We start from the raw sequence: 22,659 nt of genomic DNA, 5'->3' as shown, positions 1-22,659 counted from the left end.
CGCCGTCGTTGACCAGGCTGACGACCCGCTCGGAGACGTCGGCGCCGATGACCTCATGGCCCTTGGCGGCGAACTGCACCGCGAGCGGGAGGCCGATCTTTCCCAGGGCAACCACACAGATCTTCATAGCTACTTTCTTTCTCGGGGCCGTTTCCGTGCCACGAAGCGGCGGGCTGGCGGGTCCGCTGGGACGGAGGCGCGCATCACCGTGTCACGGAAGTCACGCCGTCGCCCGTGGTGCGGTCTGCCCGGCAGCAGGGTGGCCGCGCGACAGGCGGCTGTACACGTCGTCCGGGACGCGGTAGAACGTCGTGATCAGCGCAATCCCATGAGTAGGGTAATGGTGGATCTCGGATCGCGCCTACGTCGGCCGCTGAGAGGAACCACACAGCCTGCGAGTGGTGCACGTACGGGGCGGCCGGTGCACCCGGTCGGCCATGACGACAGCTGCGGGTCGGGCCGGCACCTGACGCGGTCGCCAGGTCGACATGAACGCACGGCCGGGTCCATGTCAAACATTCTTTACCTGGTCGCTGCGGCGCTTCAGCGGGGCGCGACCGTCAGGTTGGCCAGGCGCAGCAGGTCCTGGGCCCGCTCGATGCGGCGGCGGGTGAGGTAGCGGATCGGCGTCTCCCCGTACGTCGCCTCGAAGCTGCGGACGAAGTGGAACTTGGACACTCCGGCGACCCGGGCCAGCCGGTCCAGGTCGAGCGCCTCGGCATGGTGGCGGTCGATGTGGTCGCGGGCCCGCCGCAGGTGGGACAGCAGCTCCACCGCCACCGGCCGGGTCACCCTCACCATGCCCCCGAGCCTAGGGCCGCCCGCCGACCAAACCGGTCCGGTCATGCGACGGGGCCGGTCACACGGGCTGGTCCGGGCTCGGGTGAGCTGCGGCGGACCGTCGAGGATGGCAGACTCGCGCGGTGACCGACGGACTGGTGATCCCCGAGCTCGACGCAGGGCCGTTCCTGCTGCGCCCGTTCCGGACCGGCGACCTGCCGCTCATCGAGGAGGGCGCCGCGGACCCGTACATCCCGGTGATCAGCTCGGTGCCGGTGCCGTACAGCGAGGCCGAGGGCTTGGCGTTCGTCGAGCGCCAGCACGACCGGGCACGGGAGTGCGTCGGATATTCACTGGCGATCGCCGACCGTGCCGACGACCGGGCGGTGGGCCAGATCGGGCTGTGGCTCACGGAGATGGCCGAGGGCCGGGCGGCGACCGGCTACTGGATCGCGCCCTCGGGTCGCGGGCGCGGCGCGGCCGGGCACGCGCTGGCGACGGTGGCCCGCTGGGCGCTGACCGACCTCGCGATCCCGCGGGTGCACCTGCATGTCGAGCCGTGGAACACCGCCTCGGTGCGCACCGCGGAGCGCGCCGGATTCCGGCGGGAGGGCCTGCTGCGCAGCTGGATGGAGCTGGGCGGGGTGCGCCGCGACATGCTGCTGTTCGCCCGCGTGGCCGCCGACGAGCCGGCCTGACCGCAGCCCGTGCCGCCGAGGCTCATCCGTTCAGCGCGTCGAGCAGCAGGTCGCGGGCGGTGGCGTCGAAGGCGACCAGGCGTACGCGCTGCACCCGGGTCGGGGTGGACCGGATGGTCGCCACCGCGATGCGGGCCGCGCGCTCGGGCGGGAAGCCGTAGACGCCGGTGGCGATCGCGGGGAACGCGACACTGCCTGCGCCCAGCTCGTCGGCCACCTGGAGGCAGCGGCGGTAGCAGGAGGCGAGGGTCTCGTCCTCGCCGTACGTCCCGCCCTCCCAGACCGGGCCGACCGTGTGGATGACGTGGCGTACCGGCGGGTCCAGGTCGAACGCGGAAGTGGCTTTGGCGTCGCCGGGGTCGCAGGGCGCGATCGCCCCGCCCGCCCGGGCCAGTTCCGGGCCGGCCGCGCGGTGGATGGCCCCGTCGACCCCGCCGCCGCCCAGCAGCGATTCGTTGGCCGCGGTCACGACGGCGTCGACGTCTTCGGCAGTGATGTCGCCGAGCACGATCTCGATGGCTGGCATGGTGTCGATGATGTCACCGGCGGTCGATGGGCCGCGCGCCGCACGCTATCGTCGCCGGATGGCCGCATCCGGGCAACGATGGCCCCTGGCACCGCGTGAGCTGGACGAACCGCATCCGTCCCGGCTCCGCGAGGACCACCCCGGCCGTGCCGAGATCCTGGCCCGGCACGCCGAGGCGCTGCGCGACGGCACCCCGGGCTACCTCGACCCGTCCTCCGGCCTGTTCGTGCTCAGTGCCGGCTTCCTCGCCGAGCGGGGTTTCTGCTGCACCCGCGGCTGCCGCCACTGCCCGTACGTGACCTGACCGGGCGGGCGGGGTCGGACACCGTACGACATTCCCACTACCCTGCGGGTCGTGATCGAGACGCGGCGAGCGGTGACGGGGGATGTGGCGGAGCTGGTCAGGCTGCGGGCGGTGATGCTCGGCGCGATGGCGGGGCAGCCGGTCGAGCCGGGGCCGTGGCAGCAGGAGGCGCTGGCGATGCTGCAGGCGCGGCTGGCGGAGCCGGAGCCGACGATGGCGGCGTACGTGGTGGACGTGCCGGACGGGGTGGGACTGGCCGCGTGCGCGGTGGGCACCATCGACCTGCGGCTGGGCGGGCCGGCGAATCCGTCGGGGCGGACCGGGTACGTGTACAACGTGGTGACGGACGAGGCGTACCGCCGCCGGGGTTTCTCGCGGGCCTGCATGGCCTCGTTGCTGGGCTGGTTCGCGCGACGCGGGGTGTCGACGGTCGATCTGCGGGCGACGGCCGACGGTGAGCCGCTCTACCGGGCGCTGGGCTTCGCGCCGGTCTCGCACACCGCGCTGCGGCTGGCCACCGGTCGGCGGTGACCTCGCCCGAAGCCCGTCCGCACATGGTCGGACGGGGGACGCGCCGGTGACCGCCGGGTGTGATGATGGCGCCAGATCTCAGCCGCGCCGTGCCCGGGTCCCACGAGGTCCCCGGACGCGGCGCAACCACGCTGGGCACGACCTTCAGGCGTCAGGCGGGACCTGTCTCTGCATGGTGAGACAGGTCCCGGACTGTATCGGCCGAGGTCTCCCGGGGTCGGCATCAAGAAGGTGCCCTTCCTTTCTTGAGGGTGTCGGGTTGCAGGTCGAGGCGACCGGTGAGGACGGCGCGGGCGCGCAGGGAAACGCCGGGGGCCGGGCTGGCGGGCAGGGTCGAGGCGGGGGCCGCCACGTCGATGTCGATGCGGGGATGCACGCGCAGGCGCAGCCAGTGGAAGGGTTCGCCGGTCAGGGTGTTGGTGCGCAGTTCGGCCTGGCGGACCGTGCCGTGCAGGCGGGCTCGGGCGGTGGGCGTCCAGCCCGGCTCGGCGAGTCCGGGGCGGACCAGGTCGTCGCAGACCAGGCCACGCGGGGCGGTTTCGGAGGGGCCGTCCGCGGACGGCCCCAGTTCGACGGCCTCGGCCAGGGCGGACAGCGTCACCTGGCCGCGGGCCAGCCCGCCGCCGGCGACGTGTAGCGCCGTGTGGTCCTCCAGGTGCACCGCGACCGGGCAGACGAGGCCACCGTCGGTCTCGTCGAGCAGGTCCATGACCGCGGTGCGGTCGTCGATCAGCCGGATGTTCTCGCAGGCGACCGCCACCGCGCCGCCGGCCAGTGAGGGCTGCATGTGGTGGATGCGGCCCCAGCGGGCGCGCGCCACCACCCGGGCGCCGGAGGCGTCGGTCCATACGTGGTCGCAGAAACGGCGGGACAGGGTCACCGCGACGCCTGCGGTGACGACCGACATCGTGAACTGCCGCAGGTTCTCCCGGGCGAGGTCGACGCCTATCGAAGCGAAAAGGCCTGTCACCTTGCCCTCCCCAGTGAGGCTGGTCGGTCTCCCAACGTACCCCGCGACCGAGGGCTGTTCGTTTAAACGCGCCACGGTACGGTGGGCACTCGGCGCCTGGGGAGACGGAGGCAGAGATGTTCTGGTGGAGGAGGCGAAAGGCGGCCGCCGGCAAGTGGATTGTCGTGGTCAGCCGTGTTCGTCCGCTTGACCCGAATGGTGGTGGACGTGACGAGTTGCGCTGGCCGGAGCAGCGCGATGCCGAGCACGCCGCCGATTCCCGTGACGCCGCCGACACCCTCGCCGGCCGGCTGAGCGCCGGGTCCACGGTGCAGCAGGGTCAGCACCGGGTGAAGGTCCTCTTCACCGGGCACTGACCGGTTCGGACACCCCTCGTCTCATGTCCAAAAGGGACGAGTTCGTCCTTTTTGTTTGGCGAGGTGGCCGGCCGGGCCGCCGTCGTCACTCGGCGGGACGCAGCCGCCGCGGGTCGGGATCACGTTCGGGGAACCGGCGCAGGTACTCCAGCTCCAGCTCGCGGCTGCGCTGATCATGATTGGCCAGCGCGCTGTCCGACCCGTGCACGAACGTGTCGTGCCGGGTGCGGTGCAGCGACGCCAGCTCGCGGGACAGCTCGTGGTTACTGAGCGCGGCGGCCGGTATACCGCTGCGGTCGGCCACGTCGGACCTCATCATGCACCTCCGGGTGGGTCAACCGGGCCGGACGGGCACGTCCGGCTCGGTACGATCACAGTGGGCATGTACCCACCGGCCGCGGTGGCTCACCTCTCCAGTCTGGCCTGCGCGGGTGGGTCACACCGGTCGAATGAGGGGGTACGCCGATGACGGTGCGGACCGTGCGGGAGGTGATGTCCGCACCGGTGGTCAGTGTGGGCACCGCGACGCCGTACAAGGAGATCATCGACCGGCTGGCCGAGCACGGGATCAGCTCCGTGCCGGTGCTGGATCCCGGCGGCACGGTCGTCGGCATCGTCTCCGAGGCCGATCTGCTGCACAAGCTGGCCCTGAGCGGCGAGGAACCGCAGCGGCACCTGTTCGAGCGGCGACGCCGCGCCGTGGCGCGGGCCAAGGCCGAGGGCGACCAGGCCGAGGACCTGATGACCACCCCGGTGATCACCGTCGCGCCGGACGCCTCCGTCGTCGCCGCTGCCCGGATCATGGAGGACGAGCAGCTCAAGCGGCTGCCGGTGGTGGACGCCGAGGGCATGCTGGTGGGCATCGTGTCGCGGCGCGACCTGCTGCGCACGTACCGCCGCTCGGACGAGGCCATCCGGCACGACGTGGTGCACGACATCATCCAGGGCATGCTCTTCGTACAGCCGCCCGAGATCGACGCGGTCGTCGACGACGGCGTGGTGACGCTGACCGGCGGCACCGGCCGGCGCAGCTCCGCCCAGATCGCCGAGCGCCTGGTGCGCGGAGTTCCCGGCGTGATCGACGTGGTCAACGCGCTGATCTACGAATATGACGACACCCCGGACATCAACCGGCGCTACGAGTTCAACGCCGAGGTGGAGGGGCCCGAGCGTCCCCGCGACGGCACGCTGGGGATCGTGTAGGCAGGATCGAAGGAGCGGGAGGCCCCGATGCCGATCCAACGGGAGATGCGCAGCAAGCTGCGCTACCAGTCGAACCAGACCAAGGAGCAGCTGCTCGGCGTGGCCAAGAAGCTGAACGTCACCGGGCGCTGGCACATGACCAAGGCCGAGCTGGCCCGCGCCATCGAGAAGGCGAACACCACGGCATCGCGCCACAGCCGGGACCGGAGCTGACCGCCGCCGGCCGTAGGCTGTCGAGGTGCAGCAGCGAATCCTCGGCCGGACAGGCCGGAACGTGAGCGTGGTCGGGCTCGGCGCATGGCAGCTCGGCGCGGACTGGGGCAGCGTCAGTGAGGACGACGCCCTGGCGGTGCTCGCCACCGCGGTCGACGCCGGCGTGAACTTCATCGACACCGCCGACGTGTACGGCGACGGCCGCAGCGAGACCCTGATCGGGAGGTTCCTGCGCGAGCGGGGCCCCGGCCACGGCATCACCGTGGCCACCAAGATGGGCCGCCGGGTCGCCCAGGAACCCGGCAACTACCGCATGGACAACTTCCGGGCCTGGAACGACCGGTCCCGGGCCAACCTCGGCGTGGACACGCTGGACCTGGTCCAGCTGCACTGCCCGCCGACCGGGGTCTACTCCGACGACGCCGTCTACGACGTGCTGGACACCCTGGTGCAGGAGAAGCGCATCGGGGCGTACGGCGTCAGCGTGGAGACCTGCGACCAGGCGCTGACCGCGATCGCCCGGCCGAACGTGGCATCCGTCCAGATCATCTTCAACGCGCTGCGGCTCAAGCCGCTGGAGCGGGTGCTGCCCGCCGCCGCGGCCGCCGGGGTCGGCATCATCGCCCGGGTCCCGCTGGCCAGCGGCCTGCTGTCGGGCCGCTACGACGAGCACACCACGTTCTCGGCGGACGACCACCGCACCTACAACCGCCACGGTGAGGCGTTCGACGTCGGCGAGACCTTCTCCGGCGTCGACTTCGCCACCGGCCTGGCCGCGGTGCGCCGCCTGGCCCCCGTGGTGCCCGCCGGCGCGACCATGGCCCAGTTCGCGCTGCGCTGGATCATCGACCAGCCCGGCGTCAGCGTCGTCATCCCCGGCGCCCGCAACCCGGAGCAGGCCCGCGCCAACGCCGCCGCCGCCGACCTGCCCGCGCTCCTGCCCGACCAGCTCCGCGTCGTCACCGAGGTCTACGACGACCTGATCCGCCCCCAGATCCACCACCGCTGGTAACAAGCAAAGGAAGGGCACCTTCACATCGCTATGCGTTGTAGAAGGTGCCCTTCTTAACACCAAGGCGGTCGCCACCTGCGGCAATGGTCCCGGCGGGGGGCGGTGCGCGCCGACGGTCAGCGGACAGAAGCGACCGGCAGCCGGATCACGTTCCAGGACAGCGGCGGCAGGGTGACCGTGAGGCGTCCGTTCACGACCGCAGTCCCGGCCAGGTCCCGGGGCGTTACCCGGTCGGGTTCGGCCAGGGTATTCGCGGCCGTGGGGTCGGCGTCGGCCAGTACCGAGTGGCTGACCGGCGCGGCCGCGACGAAGCCGCCCAGGTGCAGCGTCAGCGGCAGGCTCGCCGCCGGGTCGCGGTTGACCGCGAATACGGTCAGCACGCCGTCCTCGCCGTGCACCGCCGTGGCGTGCAGCAGCGGCACGTCGCCGTACTTCGGGGTCTCGTACGTCGGTGACACCACGTGCAGTTGCAGCACCTGCCCGCGGGCGTACCGCGCGGCCTGGGCGAACGGGTGGAAGGTGGTCTGCCGCCAGGCGGGCCCGCCCGGCTCGGTCATGATCGGCGCGATGACGTTGACCAGCTGCGCCAGGCAGGCCGCGGTCACCCGGTCGCAGTGGCGCAGCAGCGTGATCAGCAGGCTGCCCAGTACCACCGCGTCGGCGACCGTGTACACGTCCTCCAGCAGCCGCGGCGCTCGCGGCCACTCGCCCTGGCCGGGCCGCTGCCGGGACATGTACCAGATGTTCCACTCGTCGAACGCCAGCGACAGCCGCTTCGTCGCGCGGTGGCGGGCGCGGGCCGCGTCGCACAGGGCGATCACGTCGGTGATGAACCGCTCCATGTCCTGGGCGCTGGCCAGGTACGAGGCCTGGTCGGTGGCGTCCGGGTCGTAGTAGGCGTGCAGGGACAGGTAGTCGACCTGGTCGTATGCGTGCGCGAGCACGGTCGACTCCCACTCGCCGAACGTCGGCATGCCCGATCCGGAACTGCCGCAGGCGATCAGCCGCACCGACGGGTCGATCATCCGCATCAGCCGGGCGGTCTCGGCGGCCAGGCGGCCGTACTCGTCGGCGGTCTTGTGCCCGACCTGCCACGGCCCGTCCATCTCGTTGCCCAGGCACCACAGCCGGATGCCGTACGGCTCCGGCGCGCCGTGCGCGCCACGCAGGTCCGAGAGCGTGGTGCCGCGCGGGTGGTTGCAGTACTCCAGCAGCTCGCCGGCCTCGGCGACGCCCCGGGTGCCGAGGTTGACCGCCATCATCGGCTCCACGCCGGCGGCCCGGGTGAATGCGGTGAACTCGCCGAGGCCGAACCGGTTGGTCTCGATCGACTGCCAGGCCGGGTCCAGCCGCCGCGGTCGCAGGTCGGCCGGGCCGATCCCGTCCTCCCAGCGGTATGCCGAGACGAAGTTGCCGCCCGGGTAACGGACCATGGTCACGCCCAGCTCGCGGATCAGCGCCAGCACGTCGGTGCGCAGGCCGGTGGCGTCGGCGGCGGGGTGGCCGGGTTCGAACAGTCCGGTGTACACGCACCGGCCGAGGTGCTCGACGAAGGAGCCGAACAGCAGCGGGTCGACCTCACCGGTGGTGAAGTGCGGGTCGAGGAAGACCTCGGCGGTACAGGGTGCGGGCATGACGGCCAGCTTCGCGCACCCGGCGCGCCCCGTCCACCGCCGCGAAACTATCGGTCTACGACAGGCGGCGGCCGGCTGTGCCGGCCGCCGCCCCTTGCGCCGGTTCCTGCCGTGCGCTCAGTCGCGAGGGCGCGGGCTGGGGCGGCGGCGCAGGGCCGCGACGGCCCCGGCCGCCTGTGCCTTCAAGCGGGTGCCTTCGAGGCGGCGGGACAGCGCGGCGGCCAGCCACAGCGCGCCCGCGCCGAGCAGCAGCACGGTGACGCCGGTCAGCACCAGCGTCGACGTCGACGGACCGGAGACGCCGGTTCGCGGCAGCTCGTCGTCATCGTCATCGCCGCCACCGCCGTTGTGGTCGTCACCGCCGTCATCGTCATCGTCATCGTCGTCGCCGTCGTGGTGGGCGCCGGACACGCCGGTCGACGGGGTCGCCGATTCCGAGGGGCCGTCGGACGGCCACTGGGACGGTGCCTCGGACGGGCCGTCGGACGGCCACTGGGACGGGCCGTCGCTGGGGGCGGTGGACGGGCTGTGGGTGCCGTAGCCGCGGTGCTTGCCGCGGTCGTCGGGGCCGGCGGTGTGTCCGGGCGCGACGAACAGGAACATCACGGAGGCCACCAGCATCGCGGTGACCGCGGTCGCGAGGGCGGCGAGGCAGGCCGGGCGGGACTGCACTCGGGACATACGCATGGGTCGTCCTTCTCTGGCCGTCCGGGTGGGCGGCGGGTAGGAGGGCTGGCCGGGCTGCGGCACCACATGGTCAACGCGGATCGCCTGCCCCGGATACGCACGATCACGGACTAGACCCCCTAAAACGGGCGCGTGATACCACGATCGGCAGCCGTTTCTGTGCCGGTATGTCCCCCGTTGAGCCCGCAGAGCGAGAGGGCGGGTGATGACGGATCCTGCGGGGATGGCGCGTCGGGGCCTGCGTGCCGCGCCGGTCCTGGCGGTCGTCGCCGGGCTGGTCGGCGTGGGAGTGGCCGTCTGGTGGGCGACCGGGGACACCGGCGGCGGGGCCGTAGGCCTCGCGGACGACGGCCACGAGCACGGACTGCTGCTCGGGCGGCTGACGGCCGAGTTCGCCGGGCTGGTCGGCCGGCAGGAGCTGACGCCGGGGTTCGCCGTGCCGGCGATGGGGGTCGCTCTCGCGCTCGGTGCGGGCCACGCGCTGGCCCCCGGGCACGGCAAGCTGCTGATGGCGACGTACCTGGTGAACGAGCGCGGTTCGCTGCGCCAGGCGGTCTCGGTGGCGGGCACGGTCGCGCTCACCCATACCGCCGGGGTACTGGTGCTGGGGGTGATGCTGGCGGCCGGGCTGCATTTCGTCCCGCACCGGGTGTACACGCTGCTCACCGTGCTGAGCGGGGCGCTGGTGGTCACCGTGGGGCTGTCCCTGCTGCGCCGGGCCTGGCGCGACCGGGACAGGGCCGGCGGGCACCGGCACGGCGGCCACACACCCGTCGCGGACGCGCATGATGCGCACGGTGCCGCCGGACACGGCGGTTGCGCCGGGCACGGCGCGCGGCGGCCGGGCGGACGGGGGATCGTCGCGATGGGACTCGCGGGCGGTCTGATGCCGAGCCCGTCGGCGGTGGTGGTGCTGCTGGGCGCGGTGGCGCTGGGGCGGGCCTGGTATGGCGTGCTGCTGGTGACGGCGTACGGAGCGGGCATGGCGGTGTCGTTGCTGGGCGTCGGCCTGCTGCTGACCCGGATGCGCGACCGGCTGGAACGGGCGCCGCGCGCCTGGATGTCGCACCGCGCCTGGCGGCTGCTGCCGCTGGTCACGTCGTCCGCGGTGATCGTGGTCGGGGTGGGCGTGGCGACCACGGCGCTGCTGGCCTGACGGTCCGTTGTGGAGCTTCATCAATCTGGCATGGACATTAACAGTTAAGAGAGTTAATAATCAGGGCCATCCATCCTTGGAGGAGGGCCCGTGACCAGAAGACCACTCTCACTCGCCGCCGCCCTGTCGCTGCTGGTCGCGGTCGGCGTCCTCGCCGTCGCCACCCCGGCTTCGGCGGCCAACCTGCTGGCCAACCCCGGTTTCGAGACCGGCACACTTTCCCCGTGGAGCTGCACCGGCGGCCTCGGCTCCGTGGTGAGCAGCCCGGTGCGCACCGGCACCAAGGCACTGCAGGGCGCGGCGTCGGCTTCGGACAACGCCAAGTGCAGCCAGACCGTCGCGGTGCAGCCGAACACGGCGTACTCGCTGACGGGCTGGGTCCGCGGCAATTACGTGTACCTCGGTGTCGACGGCGGCGCGTCCACCTGGACCCCCGGCGCGGCCGCGTTCACGCAGCTGAGCGTGGCGTTCGCCACCGGCGCGTCGCAGACCAGCGTGGTGGTGTACACGCACGGCTGGTACGGCCAGGGCACCTACTTCGCCGACGACATCAGCCTCGACGGCCCCGGCGGCACCGGCGTGCCCGGCGTGCCGGGCAATCCGTCGGTCGGCACGATCACCAACACCTCGATCGCGTTGTCGTGGGGCGCGTCCAGCGGCACGGTCACCGGCTACCGGGTGTACGAGGGCACGACCGTGCGCGCCACCGTCACCGGCACCTCGACGACGATCACGGGCCTGGCCGCGTGCTCGGCGCACAGTTACACGGTCGCGGCGTACAACGCCACCGGCGAGTCCGCCAAGACGTCCGTGGCGAGCGCGACCACCACCGGGTGCACCTCCGTACCGCCGACCCCGGGCGGCCTGGCCGTCGGCACGGTCACGAACACGTCGATCGCGCTGTCCTGGAACGCGTCTTCGGGCGCGACCGGCTACCGGGTGTACGAGGGCACGACCCTGCGGGCCACCGTCTCGGGCACCTCGACGACGATCACCGGGCTGGCCGTGTGCTCGGCGCACAGCTACACGGTCGCGGCGTACAACGCCTCCGGCGAGTCGGCCAAGAGCGGGGCGGTCAGCGCCAGTACGACCGGCTGCAGCACGGTGCCGCCGACGCCGGGCGGCCTGGCCGTCGGCACGGTCACGAACACGTCGATCGCGCTGTCCTGGAACGCGTCTTCGGGCGCGACCGGCTACCGGGTGTACGAGGGCACGACCCTGCGGGCCACCGTCTCGGGCACCTCGACGACGATCACCGGGCTGGCCGTGTGCTCGGCGCACAGCTACACGGTCGCGGCGTACAACGCCTCCGGCGAGTCGGCCAAGAGCGGGGCGGTCGGCGCGACCACCACGGGCTGTGTCAACACCGGGCTGCCCAAGCACGCGCTCATCGGCTACCTGCACGCCAGCTTCGCCAACGGATCCGGATACCTGCGGATGGCCGACGTGCCGTCCTCGTGGGACATCATCAACCTGGCCTTCGGCGAGCCGACCTCGGCGACCTCGGGTGACATCCGGTTCCGGCAGTGCCCGGTGGCCGAGTGCCCCAATGTGGAGAGCGAGGCCGACTTCATCGCCGCGATCCGGGCCAAGCAGGCCCAGGGCAAGAAGGTGCTGATCTCCATCGGCGGCGCAAACGGGCAGGTCCAGCTCACGTCGACCGCCGCCCGCGACGCGTTCGTCAACTCGGTCAGCGCCATCATCGACAAGTACGGCCTGAACGGCCTCGACATCGACTTCGAGGGCCACTCGCTGTACCTGAACGCCGGTGACGGCGACATCAGGAACCCGACCACCCCGGTCGTCGTCAACCTGATCTCCGCGCTGCGCACGCTGAAGGCGCGCTACGGTTCGGGCTTCATCCTGACCATGGCGCCGGAGACGTTCTTCGTGCAGCTGGGGTACCAGTTCTACGGCGGCACCTGCAGCGGCTGCGACAACCGGGCCGGGTCGTACCTGCCGGTCATCTACGCCCTGCGCAACGACATCACGGTGCTGCACGTGCAGGACTACAACTCGGGCCCGATCATGGGGCTGGACAACCAGTACCACAACATGGGCGCGGCGGACTTCCACATCGCCATGACCGACATGCTGGCCGCGGGCTTCCCGGTGGCCAACACGGGAGTCACGTTCCCGGCGCTCCGCGAGGACCAGATCGCGTTCGGCGTGCCGGCCGCGGTCAGCGCCGGCGGCGGCTACACCACCCCCGCCCAGGTCCAGCAGGCCGTCAACTGCCTGGTCAAGAACCAGAACTGCGGCGGCTACACCCTGCGCGGCGGCACCAGCCCCGACTTCCGCGGCCTGATGACGTGGTCCATCAACTGGGACCGCTACTACAACTGGGAGTTCAGCAACTCCCACGAACCCTTCCTCAACGCCCTCCCGTAGCCACCCGCCCACCGAGCCCCGCCCGGCCCCCCGGCCCGGCGGGGCTCACCCTTTCCCCCGCGTTGATCATGAACTTGTGGCACGGCTCGACGGCGTGTCGTCGCCCTAACTTCATGATCAACGCGATGGGTCGCGGCCTGGGGGCCGATCGGTCAGTCGAGGAGGCGGAGGCGTTTCATGTCCATTCCGCCCAGGCCGCGTGGTGTGTCGGGACCTGAGTGCAGGTCCTCGCCGGCGCTGACCGCTTCGCTGGTATTGGTGCGCGAGTGCTCGCTGGCGAAGTCGGCCTCCTCGGCGAGCACCTCGTCCAGGCTCGGCGATTCGCGGGGTTCGGGCTGCATGTGGTCATTGTCCGCCCGCCCGAGGGTTCGAGATCGCCTGATCGGGGAATCCCACCGGCAGCCCGCCGAACCCGCCGAGCATCGATCATGAAGTTAGGGCGACGACACGCCGTCGAGCCGTGCCATAAGTTCATGATCAACGGGGAAGGGGGGTGGTGAGTGAGGGGGAATCATGGGGTGGGGGTGGGGTTGGGGGAGTAGGTTGGGCGGTCTCACGTACCGGTGGTGATGGGCGGGGGTGAATGTGGTGGTGCAGCGGGAGATGGTGCGGGACGCGGGGGTGCGGATCGCGGACCGGGCCGAGGCCGAGGGTTATGTGGCCAAGGTGTGCTTCAAGACCGGGCCGCCCGGACGGGTGGGCATCGAGCTCGAGTGGACCACGCACCACCTGGACGATCCGGCACGGCCGGTCGATCCGGGAGCACTCGGCTCGGCGCTGGGCGAGCACGCCCCGCGCAGTCTGGTGCCGGACAGCCCGCAGACCCCGCTGCCGTACGGCGGCCGGGTCACCCTCGAACCGGGCGGGCAGGTGGAGATCTCCACCGATACCAGTGACTCCCTTGCCGGGCTGCTCGACGCCACCACGGCGGATCTTCGGCAGCTGACCGGCCTCCTCGAAAACGCGGGCCTGGCACTGGACGGGCGGGGCTGCGACGCCCACCGCCGGCCGGGACGCATCCTCGACACCCCGCGGTACGCGATCATGGAGCGCGTCTTCGACCGCTTCGGCCCGTACGGCAGGCAGTGGATGTGCGGGACGGCCAGTGTGCAGGTGTGCCTCGACGCAGGGCTGCCCGAGCGGGTCGCGCCGCGCTGGCGGGCGCTGCACGCGGTGGGCCCGGCACTGGTCGCCGCGTTCGCCAACTCGGCCCGCCACGCCGGCGTCGACACCGGCTGGGCGTCGGCCCGGATGCGGGCCTGCCTCGCCGCCGACCCGATGCGCAACGGCCCGCCCGCCGACGACGCCGATCCGGTGGCCGGCTGGGCGCGGCGGGTGCTGGACACACCGCTGCTGTGCGTACGCCGGGACGGCTCGTGGGAGGTGCCGCCGGGGGTCACGTTCGCGGACTGGATCGACGGCGCGCTCCCCCCGGGGCCGACCTATGCGGACCTCGACTACCACCTGAGCACGCTGTTCCCACCGGTGCGGGCGCGCGGCTATTTCGAGGTGCGATACCTGGACATGCAGTCCGGCATGGACTGGGCCGTTCCGGTCGCGGTGCTGGTCGCGCTGTTCGCCCGGGAGGAGACCGTCGACGCGGCGGCGGCGCTGGCCGCCCCGGCGGCGGGGCGCTGGGTGCAGGCGGCCCGGCACGGCCTGACCGACCCGGCGATCGCCGCGGTCGCCCCGCCCCTGCTGGACCTGGCCTGCGCCGCACTGGACCACACCGACCTGCCGCCCGCGACCGCCGAGGCGGTGAGGGACGTGGTGGCACGGCGACTACGCGAAGGGGGCGTCAGATGATCGCCCGGACTGCGTCGCCGACGAGCGGAGCGAGGTGAAGCCATGAGCACCGGACTGCGGGAGCGGGCCGCTGCCGAACTGGCCCGGACCCGGCAGCGCAGCGTCGGGCTGACCGACGCGGTGGACGACGACGACCTGGTGCGCCAGCACTCGCGGCTGATGTCGCCGCTGGTATGGGACTTGGCGCACGTCGGCAACCAGGAGGAGCTGTGGCTGGTGCGCGACGTGGGCGGCCGCGAGCCGGTCCGCGCCGACATCGACCAGCTCTATGACGCGTTCAAGCACCCGCGGGGGGACCGGCCGCAGCTGCCGCTGCTGGGGCCCGCCGAGGCGCGGGATTACGTGCGCACCGTGCGCGAGAAGGTGCTGGACCTGCTCGACACCGTGGAGCTGGAGGGCCGGCCGCTGGTGGAGCAGGGCTTCGCCTTCGGCATGATCATCCAGCACGAGCAGCAGCACGACGAGACCATGCTGGCCACCCACCAGCTGCGTACCGGTGACCCGGTGCTGGTCGCCGAGCCGCCCCCGCCGTCACGGGCGATCGTGGCGGGCGAGGCGCTGATCCCCGGCGGCCCGTTCGAGATGGGCACCTCGCTGGAGGCGTGGGCGCTGGACAACGAGCGGCCCGCGCACGTGGTCGACGTGCCGCCGTTCTTCATCGACCGCGCGCCGGTCACCAACGCGATGTACCAGGCGTTCATCGATGCGGGCGGGTATGACGACCCGCGCTGGTGGAGCCCGCAGGGCTGGGCACACCGGCAGGAGGCCGGGCTGACCGGCCCGGGGCACTGGCACGGCGACGGCACGTACACCCGGTTCGGGCGGCGGGAGCCGATCGTCGGCGACGAGCCGGTGCTGCACGTGAGCTGGCACGAGGCATCCGCTTACGCGGCCTGGGCGGGGCGGCGGCTGCCCACCGAGGCGGAGTGGGAGAAGGCGGCCCGCTTCGACCCGGCGACCGGGCGCTCGCGCCGTTACCCGTGGGGCGACGAGGATCCGACGCCGGAGCACGCGAACCTGGGCCAGCGGCACCTGTCGCCGGCGCCGGTCGGCGCGTACCCGGCGGGCGCCTCACCCGCGGGCGTGCACCAGCTGATCGGCGACGTGTGGGAGTGGACCAGCTCGCCGATCGGCGGCTACCCGGGCTTCCGGGCGTTCCCGTACCGGGAGTACTCGGAAGTGTTCTTCGGTGACGACTACCGGGTGCTGCGGGGCGGCTCGTTCGGCACCGACGCGGCGGCCTGCCGGGGCACCTTCCGCAACTGGGACTACCCGATCCGGCGGCAGATCTTCAGCGGTTTCCGCTGCGCCCGCGATCCGCGTCCGGGGGAGCTGGCCGACTGATGTGCCGCCACCTGGTCTATCTCGGTCCGCCGGTGCCGCTGGCGGCGCTGCTGGTGGAGCCGCCGTACGGGCTGCAGCACCAGTCCTGGGCGCCCCGCGACATGCGCGGCGGCGGGACGATCAACGTGGACGGTTTCGGGGCGGGCTGGTACACCCCGGCCGGTCCGGTGCGCTACCGGCGGGCGGTGCCGATCTGGACGGACCGCAACTTCGCCGCGCTGGCCCGGGTCACGGTCACCGGCTCGGTGTTGGCGGCGGTGCGCTCGGCGACGCCCGGCCTGACGGTGACCGACGACGCCTGCGCGCCGTTCAGCGGGGACGGCTGGTTCTTCAGCCACAACGGCTTCGTCGCGGGCTGGCCGGACACGGCGGCGAAGCTGGCCGAGCGGCTGCCGGTGACGGATCTGATGACGATGGACGCGCCGACGGACGCGGCGTTCGTCTGGACGCTGGTGCGCGACCGGCTGCGCGCCGGCTACGGCCCGGCCGAGGCGCTGCGCGCGACGGTGGCCGAGGTGAGCGCTGCCGCGCACGGTTCCCGGCTGAACCTGCTGCTCACCGACGGCGACAAGGCGTACGCGACGACCCACGGGCATGCGCTGGCGGTGCACCACTCGCCCGGGCGGGTGGTGGTCGCCTCCGAACCCTTCGACGACGACCCCGGCTGGGTGCAGGTGCCCGACCGCCGACTGGTGGTGGCGCACCCGGCCACGTACACCGTGGAGGAATTATGAAGCTCGACGTGTACCTCACACCCGACGACCTGAGTGAGCAGCTGCGCGAGGACGCCCGCGAGGGGCTGACCTCGTCCCCGAAGTGGTTGCCGCCGAAGTGGTTCTACGACGCGTACGGCAGTGACCTGTTCGAACGCATCACGCAACTGCCCGAGTACTACCCGACCCGGGCCGAACGCGCGGTGCTGGCCGAACACGCGGTCGACATCGCCCAGGAGACCGGCGTGAAGACGCTGGTGGAGCTGGGCTCCGGGTCGTCGGACAAGACCCGGCTGCTGCTGGACGCCATGCACGACACGGGCACGCTGGCCCAGTTCGTGCCGCTGGACGTGTCGGAGACGGCGCTGCGCTCGGCCGCGAAGGCGATCGACGGCGACTACCCCGACCTGGAGGTGCACGGCATCGTCGGCGACTTCAGCCACGACCTGCACCGCATCCCCGAGGGCGGGCGCCGGATGGTGGTGTTCCTGGGCGGCACCATCGGCAACCTGCCCCCGGTGGAACGGGCGGCATTCCTGGAGGAGCTGCGCGACGTGCTGCACGAGGGCGAGTGGCTGCTGCTCGGCACGGACCTGGTCAAGGACCCGCAGATGCTGGTCGCGGCGTACGACGACGCGGCAGGGGTGACCGCGGAGTTCAACCTGAACGTGCTGCGGGTGCTCAACCGCAACCTGGGCGCCGACTTCGACCTGACCGCGTTCGAGCACGTGGCGCTCTGGGACCCGAGGCACAACTGGATCGAGATGCGGCTGCGGGCTACCCGGGACATGCGGGTGGAGGTGCCCGCGCTCGACCTGGAAGTGGACTTCAAGGCCGGCGAGGAGCTGCGCACCGAGGTCTCGGCGAAGTTCGACCGGGTACGCGTGGAGGCCGAGCTGACCCGGGCCGGTTTCCAGGCGGCGCGCTGGTGGACCGACCCGCAGGGCCGCTTCGCGGTGACGCTGGCGCGGGCCGTGGAGTAGCCCGTTCGGCCCCTGCGCCGCTGTGTTGGTGATGAGATGTCGGGTATGGGGGATCTGCGGCCGCGGATGCCCGGCGACGCCGCCGAGAAGCCCCGCCTGACCTGGTTCGACTTCGTCATCACCGCTGTCGCGCTGATCGTCGGCCAGATCGACGAGCTGGTCGGCGCCGGTACGCCGGGGCTGCTCGGCCGATCGGTGGCGGCCGAGGTGCTGACCCTCGCCGCCGGGCTGTCGCTGCTCGCCCGGCGGCGCCGGCCGCTGGCCGTCACCCTGTTCGTGGCGGCGTGCCACCTGCTCGCGTTCACGCCGTTCGTGTTCGCGGTGATGATGTACACGATGGGTGTCATCGCCCGGCACTGGTGGCAGCTGGGCGTGCTGTCCGTGTTCGGGGTGGGCGTGCAGGCGCTGTCGGCGCTCGAAGGACTGGCGGCCGATGTGCGCGCGTGGGCGTACACCCTGTCCTTCGCTCTGGGGCCGCTGGTGCTGGGCTTCGCCGCGGGGGTGCGTCAGGACCTGGTGGTCAGCCTGCGCGCCAGGACCGGGGACCTCGAGCGGGAACGGGACATGATGGCGCAGGCCGCGCGCCGGGCCGAGCGCGCCCGCATCGCCCGCGAGATGCACGACGTGGTGGCGCACCGGGTCAGCAACATGGTCGTCACGGCCACCGCGCTGCAGTCGGTCCCGGAGGCCCAGGCGCCGTCGGTGCGTCCGGAAGTGGACCGGATCCGCGACGAGGGCCGCGAGGCGTTGACCGAGCTGCGCGGCCTGCTCGGCCTGCTGAACGCACGCGGCGCGGCCGGCGACAGGGCCCCGCTGGCCCCGCAGCCCACCGCGCGTGACCTGCCCGCTCTCGTGGAGCGTATGCGCGGGGTGGGCCGGATGCCGGTGGAACTGGACGTCACCGGCTTCCCCGAGCTGCTGGCCGACCAGACCCAGCGCGCGGTGTACCGGCTGGTGCAGGAGTCGCTGACCAACGCCGTCAAGCACGCACCGGGCGCGCCGGTGCGGGTCGGGGTGCGGTGCGCCGCCGACGGCGTGCACATCACCGTGGACAACGACGGACCGCCGGGTGGCCTGGGGGCGGGCCTGCCCAGCTCAGGGCACGGTCTGATCGGGCTGAGCGAGCGGGTCGACCTGCTCGGCGGCGAGTTCGCCGCACAGCCGCTGCCCGGTGGCGGGTTCCGGGTAACGGCGGTCATCCCACCCGCCGGGCAGCCCAGGGCCGTGCCGCCGGGCGACGGTGTCGTGGCGTCACCCCAGGTCACCGCGGGAGAAGGCTAATGATCAAGATCATGGTCGTCGACGACAACGACATCGTCCGGCGCGGCCTGCGCACCATCATCGACGCGGCGGAGGACCTGCAGGTCGTCGCCGACGCGGGCGACGGGCGCAGTGCGATCGAGGCGGCCCGGCGGGCCAAGCCGGACATCGCCCTGGTGGACATCCGGATGCCCGGCATGGACGGGCTGACCGCCACCCGGCAGCTGCTGGACCTGGAGCAGCCACCCCACGTGATCATTTTGACCACCTTCAACACCGACGAGTACGTCGACGAGGCGATCCGGTCCGGCGCCGCGGGCTTCCTGCTCAAGGACTCGCCAGCCGACGAGCTGCTGCGGGCGCTGCGGGCGGTGTACGCGGGCCACGCGATGCTCGACCCGGCGGTCACCCGGCAGGTCATCGATGCCATCGCCGAGCAGGCGCCGCGTCTGTCCGCGCAGGAGAAGGCGCAGCTGGAGTCGCTGACCGCGCGGGAGGTCGACGTGTTGCGCCTGGTCGGGCGAGGACTGTCCAACGCCGACATCGGTGCGGAGCTGTTCATGACCGAGGGCACGGTGAAGGGCTACGTCAGCGCGATCCTCGCCAAGCTGGCCGCGGAGAACCGGGTGCAGGCCGCCCGGATGGCGTACCGGGCGGGCCTGGACAACGGCTGAGCCGGGCAGCGCCGGGCCGTTCGTGTGGCGGGCATTACCCGGCGGATATTTCATCGCACGTTGACTTGATGCCGACGTGGCGCGTTAAGATTGTGTTAACGCATTAGTTGCGAAGTCGCAAACATAGAGGGGTGCCGTGGAGACTCAGCGCGACCAGCTCGCCGAGGACATCGGGCTGTTCCGGCGTGCGCTCATCCCGGACTTCCTGCTCGGCCTGCTCCGCCGGATGGGCGACGAGGAGCCCAACCTGCTGCAGATGGCCACCCTCTACGTGCTCGACAGCGGCCCGCACCCCACGGTCCGCGATCTCTCCGAGCAGGTCGGCCGGTCGATGTCGGTGACCAGCCGGCTGATCGAGCACATGGTGCGGCGCGGCTGGGTCGAGCGCACGGAGGACCCCGCCGACCGGCGGGCCAAACGGCTGCAGATCACCCCGGCGGGCCGCGACTACCTGCGCGCCTTCGAGCGGGTACGGGCGCAGGCCCAGCGGCAGCTGATGACGTACCTGACCGACGATGAGCAGCGCCAGGTGAGCCAGGCCATGGCGCTGCTCGGCAAGGCCTCGAGGAGGCACCTGGATGAGCGAGCACCGGGAGCAGGACATGCGGCGTGAGACCCCTGCCGCCGACGAGCGTGGGGAGGAGAAGGCATGAGCGCGACGCTGACCCCCGCCACGGACCTCGTCCTCGACTTCGCCGACATCGACGCCGGGATGCTGGCGGTGGTCGGCGGCAAGGCCGGCAACCTGGGCGTGCTGACCCGGGCCGGGCTGCCGGTGCCGCCCGGCCTGTGCCTGACCACCGAGGCATACCGGGTGGTCGCCGACACCGCGCAGCTCGACGAGATCCACCAGGCGTTGGCGCGCACTGCGCCGACCGACGTACCCGCGCTCACCGTGCTGGCCGGCCGGGCGCGGACGGCGCTGCTGGCCGCCCCGATCCCGGCCGACATCGCCGCCGCGGTCGCCGCAGGGTATGCCCGGCTCGGCGACGACGTGCCGGTGGCGGTGCGCTCCTCGGCCACCGCCGAGGACCTGCCGTTCGCCAGCTTCGCCGGGCAGCAGGACACCTACCTCAACATCGTCGGCGAGGACGCCGTCATCGACGCCGTACGCCGCTGCTGGGCGTCGCTGTGGACCGACCGAGCCGTGGTCTACCGGGCCACCAACGGCATCGACAACCGCACGGTGCGCCTGGCCGTCGTCGTGCAGCGCATGGTCGACTCCGCGGTGGCCGGGGTGCTGTTCACCGCGAACCCGGTGACCGGACGCCGCCGTCAGGCGGTCATCGACGCCAGCCCGGGCCTCGGCGAGGCGGTGGTCTCCGGCGCGGTCAACCCCGACCACTTCGTGGTGGACACCGCGGGCGGGGTCATCCTCGACCGGCGGCTGGGCGACAAGCGCCTCGCCATCCGGTCGCTGCCCGGCGGCGGCACCGAGCACGTCGCGCTGCCTGCCGGCGGCGACACCGCCTGCGTCACCGACGCGCAGGTGCTCGCGCTGGCCGCGCTCGGCGACCGGGTCGAGGCGCACTACGGCGCGCCGCAGGACACCGAGTGGGCCATCGACGGGGACGGGACGCTGTGGCTCACCCAGGCGCGTCCCGTCACGACACTGTTCCCACTGCCGGAACACACCGCCCTGGACAGCACTGCCGCGAGCGGCGCGGACACCCGGGCCTACTTCTGCTTCAGCGTGGCCCAGGGGCTGTACCGTCCGATCACGCCGATGGGCATGGCCGCGTTCCGGGTGCTGGCCTCGTCGGCCGCGCGCCTGTTCGGCTTCGTCGTCGCCGACCCGCTCGCCGGACCCGCCGTGTTCGCCCCCGCCGGGCAGCGTCTGTTCATCGACGTCACCACGGGCGTACGCAGCACCATCGGCCGCACCCTGATCCCGAAGATCCTCGGGGTCATGGAGGCCCGCTCCGCGGCGATCTTCCTGGAGCTGTTCGAGGACCCGCGGTTCACAGTGACCCGCCGCTCGCGCCTGCCGTTCGTGCGGCGGGTCGGCCGGGTCGCGTTCCGGCACCGGGTGCCGGTGAAGCTGGTGCAGGCGCTGGCCAGGCCGCAGCGCGGGCTGGCTGCCGTGGACCGGGTCGGTGCGGAGCTGGAAAGCCGGCTGACCGCGCCCGAGCGGGCCACCGGGGCCCAGCGGCTGGACTTCGTCGAGACCGTGCTCGGGACGGAGGTCATCCCGCTGCTGCCGCGCGTCATGCCGGTGGCCGCGGCGGGCTTCGCCGCGCTCGGCATCGCCGACAAGCTGCTCGGGTCCGACGCCCAGGTCGGCGACGTGCAGGCGGTGCTGCGGGGCATTCCGCACAACGTCACCACCGACATGGACCTGGAGCTGTGGCACCTGGCGGTCCGGCTGCACGCCGACGACACCACGGCCCGGCTGTTCGCCGCGGCGAAGGTGGACGAGCTCGCGCACCGGTACACCGCCGGCACCATGCCCGCCGCGGCGCAGGCCGGGACCGCGGAGTTCCTGGCGCGGTACGGCCACCGTGCCGTCGCGGAGATAGACATGGGTATGCCGCGCTGGTCCGACGATCCGCGCTACATCCTCGGCGTACTGGCCAACTACCTGCGGATGGACCCGTCCGACGGCGCCACGCTGACGCCCGACCGGCTGTTCGCCCAGGGCGCGGCCGAGGCCGAGGCGATGGTGGACACCCTGGCCGGCCGAGCCGGCAAGCGCAGCCGCCTGCGCGGCAGGCTGGTGCGCGCCATGCTCGGCCGGGCCCGGCAGCTGGCCGGGGTGCGCGAACTGCCCAAGTACTACATGGTGCGGATCATCGCGGCATGTCGGCAGCAGGTCGCCCTGGTCGGGGCCGAGCTGGCCAAGGACGGGCGGCTAGCCGAGGCCGACGATGTCTTCTTCCTCGACCTCGCCGAGGCCCGCGCGGCACTGTCCGGAACGGACCAGCGGGAGCTGGTCGAGGCGCGCCGCCGGGCGTACGACGAGGAGCTGCGCCGCCGCCACATCCCGCGGGTGCTGCTGTCCGACGGCACCGAACCCGCGGCGAAGGCGGCCGCGGGCAGTGCCGACGGGGCGCTCACCGGCACGCCCGCCTCGGCCGGGCGGGTCACCGGCACCGCCCGGGTGATCCTCGACCCGGTCGGCGCGCACCTGGAGCCCGGCGAGATCCTCGTCGCGCCGTCCACCGACCCCGGCTGGACCCCGCTGTTCCTCACCGCGGGCGGCCTGGTCATGGAGATGGGCGGGGCGAACTCGCACGGGGCGGTGGTCGCCCGCGAGTACGGCATCCCCGCAGTGGTCGGCGTCCCCGACGCCACCACGCGCATCACCACCGGCCGGCAGATCACCGTCGACGGCGCCGCCGGCACCGTCACCCTCACCTGACCCACCCGTCCCACCTCACCCGTCCCCACCATCCGCCCCGTCACCCCCGCCCTGCCG

25 protein-coding genes are annotated in these 22,659 nt (G+C 72.5%); 17 read left to right on the top strand and 8 right to left on the bottom strand.

Translation table 11 applies throughout. From position 1 onward, the window contains the following. Both FLL47_RS32785 and FLL47_RS32780 read right to left on the bottom strand, forming a co-directional pair. Positions 1-127: hypothetical protein (locus FLL47_RS32785; RefSeq protein WP_144122074.1), on the bottom strand; the 127-nt coding region annotated here is incomplete at its 3' end. 416 nt (positions 128-543) lie between these two features. Next, entirely contained in the window at positions 544-801 is a 258-nt protein-coding gene (locus tag FLL47_RS32780) for a helix-turn-helix domain-containing protein (protein WP_144126506.1), read from the bottom strand. 122 nt (positions 802-923) lie between these two features. Here FLL47_RS32780 and FLL47_RS32775 point away from each other — a divergent pair, with 122 nt between their 5' ends. After that, positions 924-1,478: a GNAT family N-acetyltransferase gene (locus tag FLL47_RS32775; protein WP_144126505.1), complete on the top strand. Its 555-nt coding sequence runs from the start codon at positions 924-926 to the stop codon at positions 1,476-1,478. Positions 1,479-1,500: 22 nt separating this feature from the next. Here the strand turns inward: FLL47_RS32775 and FLL47_RS32770 are convergent, their stop codons facing one another. After that, the gene (locus FLL47_RS32770) at positions 1,501-2,004 is read right to left on the bottom strand and encodes an O-acetyl-ADP-ribose deacetylase (protein ID WP_144126504.1); all 504 of its coding nucleotides are present in this window, start codon (positions 2,002-2,004) and stop codon (positions 1,501-1,503) included. A gap of 58 nt (positions 2,005-2,062) precedes the next feature. Here FLL47_RS32770 and FLL47_RS32765 point away from each other — a divergent pair, with 58 nt between their 5' ends. Both FLL47_RS32765 and FLL47_RS32760 read left to right on the top strand, forming a co-directional pair. After that, complete coding sequence (locus tag FLL47_RS32765) at positions 2,063-2,308, top strand: DUF5522 domain-containing protein (protein ID WP_144126503.1); 246 nt, start codon at positions 2,063-2,065, stop codon at positions 2,306-2,308. Positions 2,309-2,359: 51 nt separating this feature from the next. Further along, the gene (locus FLL47_RS32760; RefSeq protein WP_144126502.1) at positions 2,360-2,839 is read left to right on the top strand and encodes a GNAT family N-acetyltransferase; all 480 of its coding nucleotides are present in this window, start codon (positions 2,360-2,362) and stop codon (positions 2,837-2,839) included. A gap of 223 nt (positions 2,840-3,062) precedes the next feature. Here FLL47_RS32760 and FLL47_RS32755 read toward each other — a convergent pair whose 3' ends face one another. Continuing rightward, positions 3,063-3,809, bottom strand: a complete 747-nt coding sequence (locus FLL47_RS32755; RefSeq protein ID WP_144126500.1) for a hypothetical protein — start codon at positions 3,807-3,809, stop codon at positions 3,063-3,065. A gap of 116 nt (positions 3,810-3,925) precedes the next feature. Here FLL47_RS32755 and FLL47_RS32750 point away from each other — a divergent pair, with 116 nt between their 5' ends. Next, the gene (locus FLL47_RS32750; RefSeq protein WP_144126498.1) at positions 3,926-4,165 is read left to right on the top strand and encodes a hypothetical protein; all 240 of its coding nucleotides are present in this window, start codon (positions 3,926-3,928) and stop codon (positions 4,163-4,165) included. A gap of 85 nt (positions 4,166-4,250) precedes the next feature. On the opposite strand, the gene FLL47_RS32745 is transcribed toward FLL47_RS32750, so the two are convergent. Further along, complete coding sequence (locus FLL47_RS32745) at positions 4,251-4,481, bottom strand: DUF6158 family protein (protein ID WP_246158953.1); 231 nt, start codon at positions 4,479-4,481, stop codon at positions 4,251-4,253. Positions 4,482-4,630: 149 nt separating this feature from the next. Between FLL47_RS32745 and FLL47_RS32740 the strand changes: the two genes are divergently transcribed. From FLL47_RS32740 to FLL47_RS32730, 3 genes are read left to right on the top strand one after another with little or no spacing between them, the layout of a single operon-like run. After that, on the top strand, positions 4,631-5,368 hold the full coding sequence (locus FLL47_RS32740) for a CBS domain-containing protein (RefSeq protein ID WP_144126496.1): 738 nt from the start codon (positions 4,631-4,633) through the stop codon (positions 5,366-5,368). 27 nt (positions 5,369-5,395) lie between these two features. Continuing rightward, entirely contained in the window at positions 5,396-5,581 is a 186-nt protein-coding gene (locus FLL47_RS32735) for a hypothetical protein (protein WP_144126494.1), read from the top strand. A gap of 25 nt (positions 5,582-5,606) precedes the next feature. After that, a complete protein-coding gene (locus tag FLL47_RS32730; protein WP_144126492.1) occupies positions 5,607-6,593 on the top strand; it encodes an aldo/keto reductase in 987 nt (328 codons plus the stop codon). Positions 6,594-6,709: 116 nt separating this feature from the next. On the opposite strand, the gene arfA is transcribed toward FLL47_RS32730, so the two are convergent. Both arfA and FLL47_RS32720 read right to left on the bottom strand, forming a co-directional pair. After that, the gene (arfA, locus tag FLL47_RS32725; RefSeq protein WP_144126490.1) at positions 6,710-8,227 is read right to left on the bottom strand and encodes an arabinosylfuranosidase ArfA; all 1,518 of its coding nucleotides are present in this window, start codon (positions 8,225-8,227) and stop codon (positions 6,710-6,712) included. A 117-nt stretch (positions 8,228-8,344) separates the two neighbouring features. Then, positions 8,345-8,914 carry a hypothetical protein gene (locus tag FLL47_RS32720; protein ID WP_144126487.1) on the bottom strand — a complete coding sequence of 190 codons (570 nt, stop codon included), beginning with the start codon at positions 8,912-8,914 and terminating at the stop codon, positions 8,345-8,347. A 223-nt stretch (positions 8,915-9,137) separates the two neighbouring features. Here FLL47_RS32720 and FLL47_RS32715 point away from each other — a divergent pair, with 223 nt between their 5' ends. Both FLL47_RS32715 and FLL47_RS45235 read left to right on the top strand, forming a co-directional pair. Further along, a complete protein-coding gene (locus tag FLL47_RS32715; protein ID WP_186316041.1) occupies positions 9,138-10,070 on the top strand; it encodes a sulfite exporter TauE/SafE family protein in 933 nt (310 codons plus the stop codon). Positions 10,071-10,160: 90 nt separating this feature from the next. Next, on the top strand, positions 10,161-12,461 hold the full coding sequence (locus FLL47_RS45235) for a fibronectin type III domain-containing protein (protein WP_222106300.1): 2,301 nt from the start codon (positions 10,161-10,163) through the stop codon (positions 12,459-12,461). Between the two features lie 152 nt (positions 12,462-12,613). On the opposite strand, the gene FLL47_RS32705 is transcribed toward FLL47_RS45235, so the two are convergent. Further along, the gene (locus FLL47_RS32705; protein WP_144126483.1) at positions 12,614-12,802 is read right to left on the bottom strand and encodes a hypothetical protein; all 189 of its coding nucleotides are present in this window, start codon (positions 12,800-12,802) and stop codon (positions 12,614-12,616) included. 244 nt (positions 12,803-13,046) lie between these two features. Here FLL47_RS32705 and egtA point away from each other — a divergent pair, with 244 nt between their 5' ends. The 8 genes from egtA (at position 13,047) to FLL47_RS32665 (ending at position 22,602) form a co-directional block, all read left to right on the top strand. Continuing rightward, positions 13,047-14,267 (top strand): ergothioneine biosynthesis glutamate--cysteine ligase EgtA, encoded by a 1,221-nt coding sequence (gene egtA, locus FLL47_RS32700; RefSeq protein WP_144126522.1) that lies wholly within the window; start codon positions 13,047-13,049, stop codon positions 14,265-14,267. 42 nt (positions 14,268-14,309) lie between these two features. Beyond that, positions 14,310-15,611: an ergothioneine biosynthesis protein EgtB gene (egtB, locus tag FLL47_RS32695; RefSeq protein ID WP_144126481.1), complete on the top strand. Its 1,302-nt coding sequence runs from the start codon at positions 14,310-14,312 to the stop codon at positions 15,609-15,611. Next, positions 15,611-16,345 carry an ergothioneine biosynthesis protein EgtC gene (gene egtC, locus FLL47_RS32690; protein ID WP_144126479.1) on the top strand — a complete coding sequence of 245 codons (735 nt, stop codon included), beginning with the start codon at positions 15,611-15,613 and terminating at the stop codon, positions 16,343-16,345. Before egtB ends, egtC begins: the two co-directional genes overlap by 1 nt. Further along, positions 16,342-17,307, top strand: a complete 966-nt coding sequence (gene egtD / locus FLL47_RS32685) for an L-histidine N(alpha)-methyltransferase (RefSeq protein ID WP_144126477.1) — start codon at positions 16,342-16,344, stop codon at positions 17,305-17,307. The genes egtC and egtD overlap by 4 nt, the downstream gene beginning before the upstream one ends. Before the next feature lie 45 nt (positions 17,308-17,352). Continuing rightward, positions 17,353-18,588 carry a sensor histidine kinase gene (locus FLL47_RS32680; RefSeq protein WP_144126475.1) on the top strand — a complete coding sequence of 412 codons (1,236 nt, stop codon included), beginning with the start codon at positions 17,353-17,355 and terminating at the stop codon, positions 18,586-18,588. Continuing rightward, entirely contained in the window at positions 18,588-19,241 is a 654-nt protein-coding gene (locus tag FLL47_RS32675) for a response regulator (RefSeq protein WP_144126473.1), read from the top strand. Before FLL47_RS32680 ends, FLL47_RS32675 begins: the two co-directional genes overlap by 1 nt. Before the next feature lie 136 nt (positions 19,242-19,377). After that, positions 19,378-19,854 carry a MarR family winged helix-turn-helix transcriptional regulator gene (locus FLL47_RS32670; RefSeq protein ID WP_144126471.1) on the top strand — a complete coding sequence of 159 codons (477 nt, stop codon included), beginning with the start codon at positions 19,378-19,380 and terminating at the stop codon, positions 19,852-19,854. A 36-nt stretch (positions 19,855-19,890) separates the two neighbouring features. Then, complete coding sequence (locus FLL47_RS32665; protein WP_144126469.1) at positions 19,891-22,602, top strand: PEP/pyruvate-binding domain-containing protein; 2,712 nt, start codon at positions 19,891-19,893, stop codon at positions 22,600-22,602. Positions 22,603-22,659 lie beyond the last annotated feature (57 nt).

Source organism: Catellatospora sichuanensis (assembly GCF_007483665.1).
Lineage (GTDB): Bacteria > Actinomycetota > Actinomycetes > Mycobacteriales > Micromonosporaceae > Catellatospora > Catellatospora sichuanensis.
This window is presented reverse-complemented; position numbering and strand designations above follow the sequence as displayed.

Coding starts and splice junctions, on each gene's coding strand:
- FLL47_RS32780 (WP_144126506.1), bottom strand. CDS start 801: ATGGTGAGGGTGACCCGGCCGGTGGCGGTGGAGCTGCTGTCCCACCTG.
- FLL47_RS32770 (WP_144126504.1), bottom strand. CDS start 2,004: ATGCCAGCCATCGAGATCGTGCTCGGCGACATCACTGCCGAAGACGTC.
- FLL47_RS32765 (WP_144126503.1), top strand. CDS start 2,063: ATGGCCGCATCCGGGCAACGATGGCCCCTGGCACCGCGTGAGCTGGAC.
- FLL47_RS32750 (WP_144126498.1), top strand. CDS start 3,926: ATGTTCTGGTGGAGGAGGCGAAAGGCGGCCGCCGGCAAGTGGATTGTC.
- FLL47_RS32745 (WP_246158953.1), bottom strand. CDS start 4,481: ATGAGGTCCGACGTGGCCGACCGCAGCGGTATACCGGCCGCCGCGCTC.
- FLL47_RS32740 (WP_144126496.1), top strand. CDS start 4,631: ATGACGGTGCGGACCGTGCGGGAGGTGATGTCCGCACCGGTGGTCAGT.
- FLL47_RS32735 (WP_144126494.1), top strand. CDS start 5,396: ATGCCGATCCAACGGGAGATGCGCAGCAAGCTGCGCTACCAGTCGAAC.
- arfA (WP_144126490.1), bottom strand. CDS start 8,227: ATGCCCGCACCCTGTACCGCCGAGGTCTTCCTCGACCCGCACTTCACC.
- FLL47_RS32720 (WP_144126487.1), bottom strand. CDS start 8,914: ATGCGTATGTCCCGAGTGCAGTCCCGCCCGGCCTGCCTCGCCGCCCTC.
- FLL47_RS32715 (WP_186316041.1), top strand. CDS start 9,138: ATGGCGCGTCGGGGCCTGCGTGCCGCGCCGGTCCTGGCGGTCGTCGCC.
- FLL47_RS32705 (WP_144126483.1), bottom strand. CDS start 12,802: ATGCAGCCCGAACCCCGCGAATCGCCGAGCCTGGACGAGGTGCTCGCC.
- egtB (WP_144126481.1), top strand. CDS start 14,310: ATGAGCACCGGACTGCGGGAGCGGGCCGCTGCCGAACTGGCCCGGACC.
- egtC (WP_144126479.1), top strand. CDS start 15,611: ATGTGCCGCCACCTGGTCTATCTCGGTCCGCCGGTGCCGCTGGCGGCG.
- egtD (WP_144126477.1), top strand. CDS start 16,342: ATGAAGCTCGACGTGTACCTCACACCCGACGACCTGAGTGAGCAGCTG.
- FLL47_RS32680 (WP_144126475.1), top strand. CDS start 17,353: ATGGGGGATCTGCGGCCGCGGATGCCCGGCGACGCCGCCGAGAAGCCC.
- FLL47_RS32675 (WP_144126473.1), top strand. CDS start 18,588: ATGATCAAGATCATGGTCGTCGACGACAACGACATCGTCCGGCGCGGC.
- FLL47_RS32665 (WP_144126469.1), top strand. CDS start 19,891: ATGAGCGCGACGCTGACCCCCGCCACGGACCTCGTCCTCGACTTCGCC.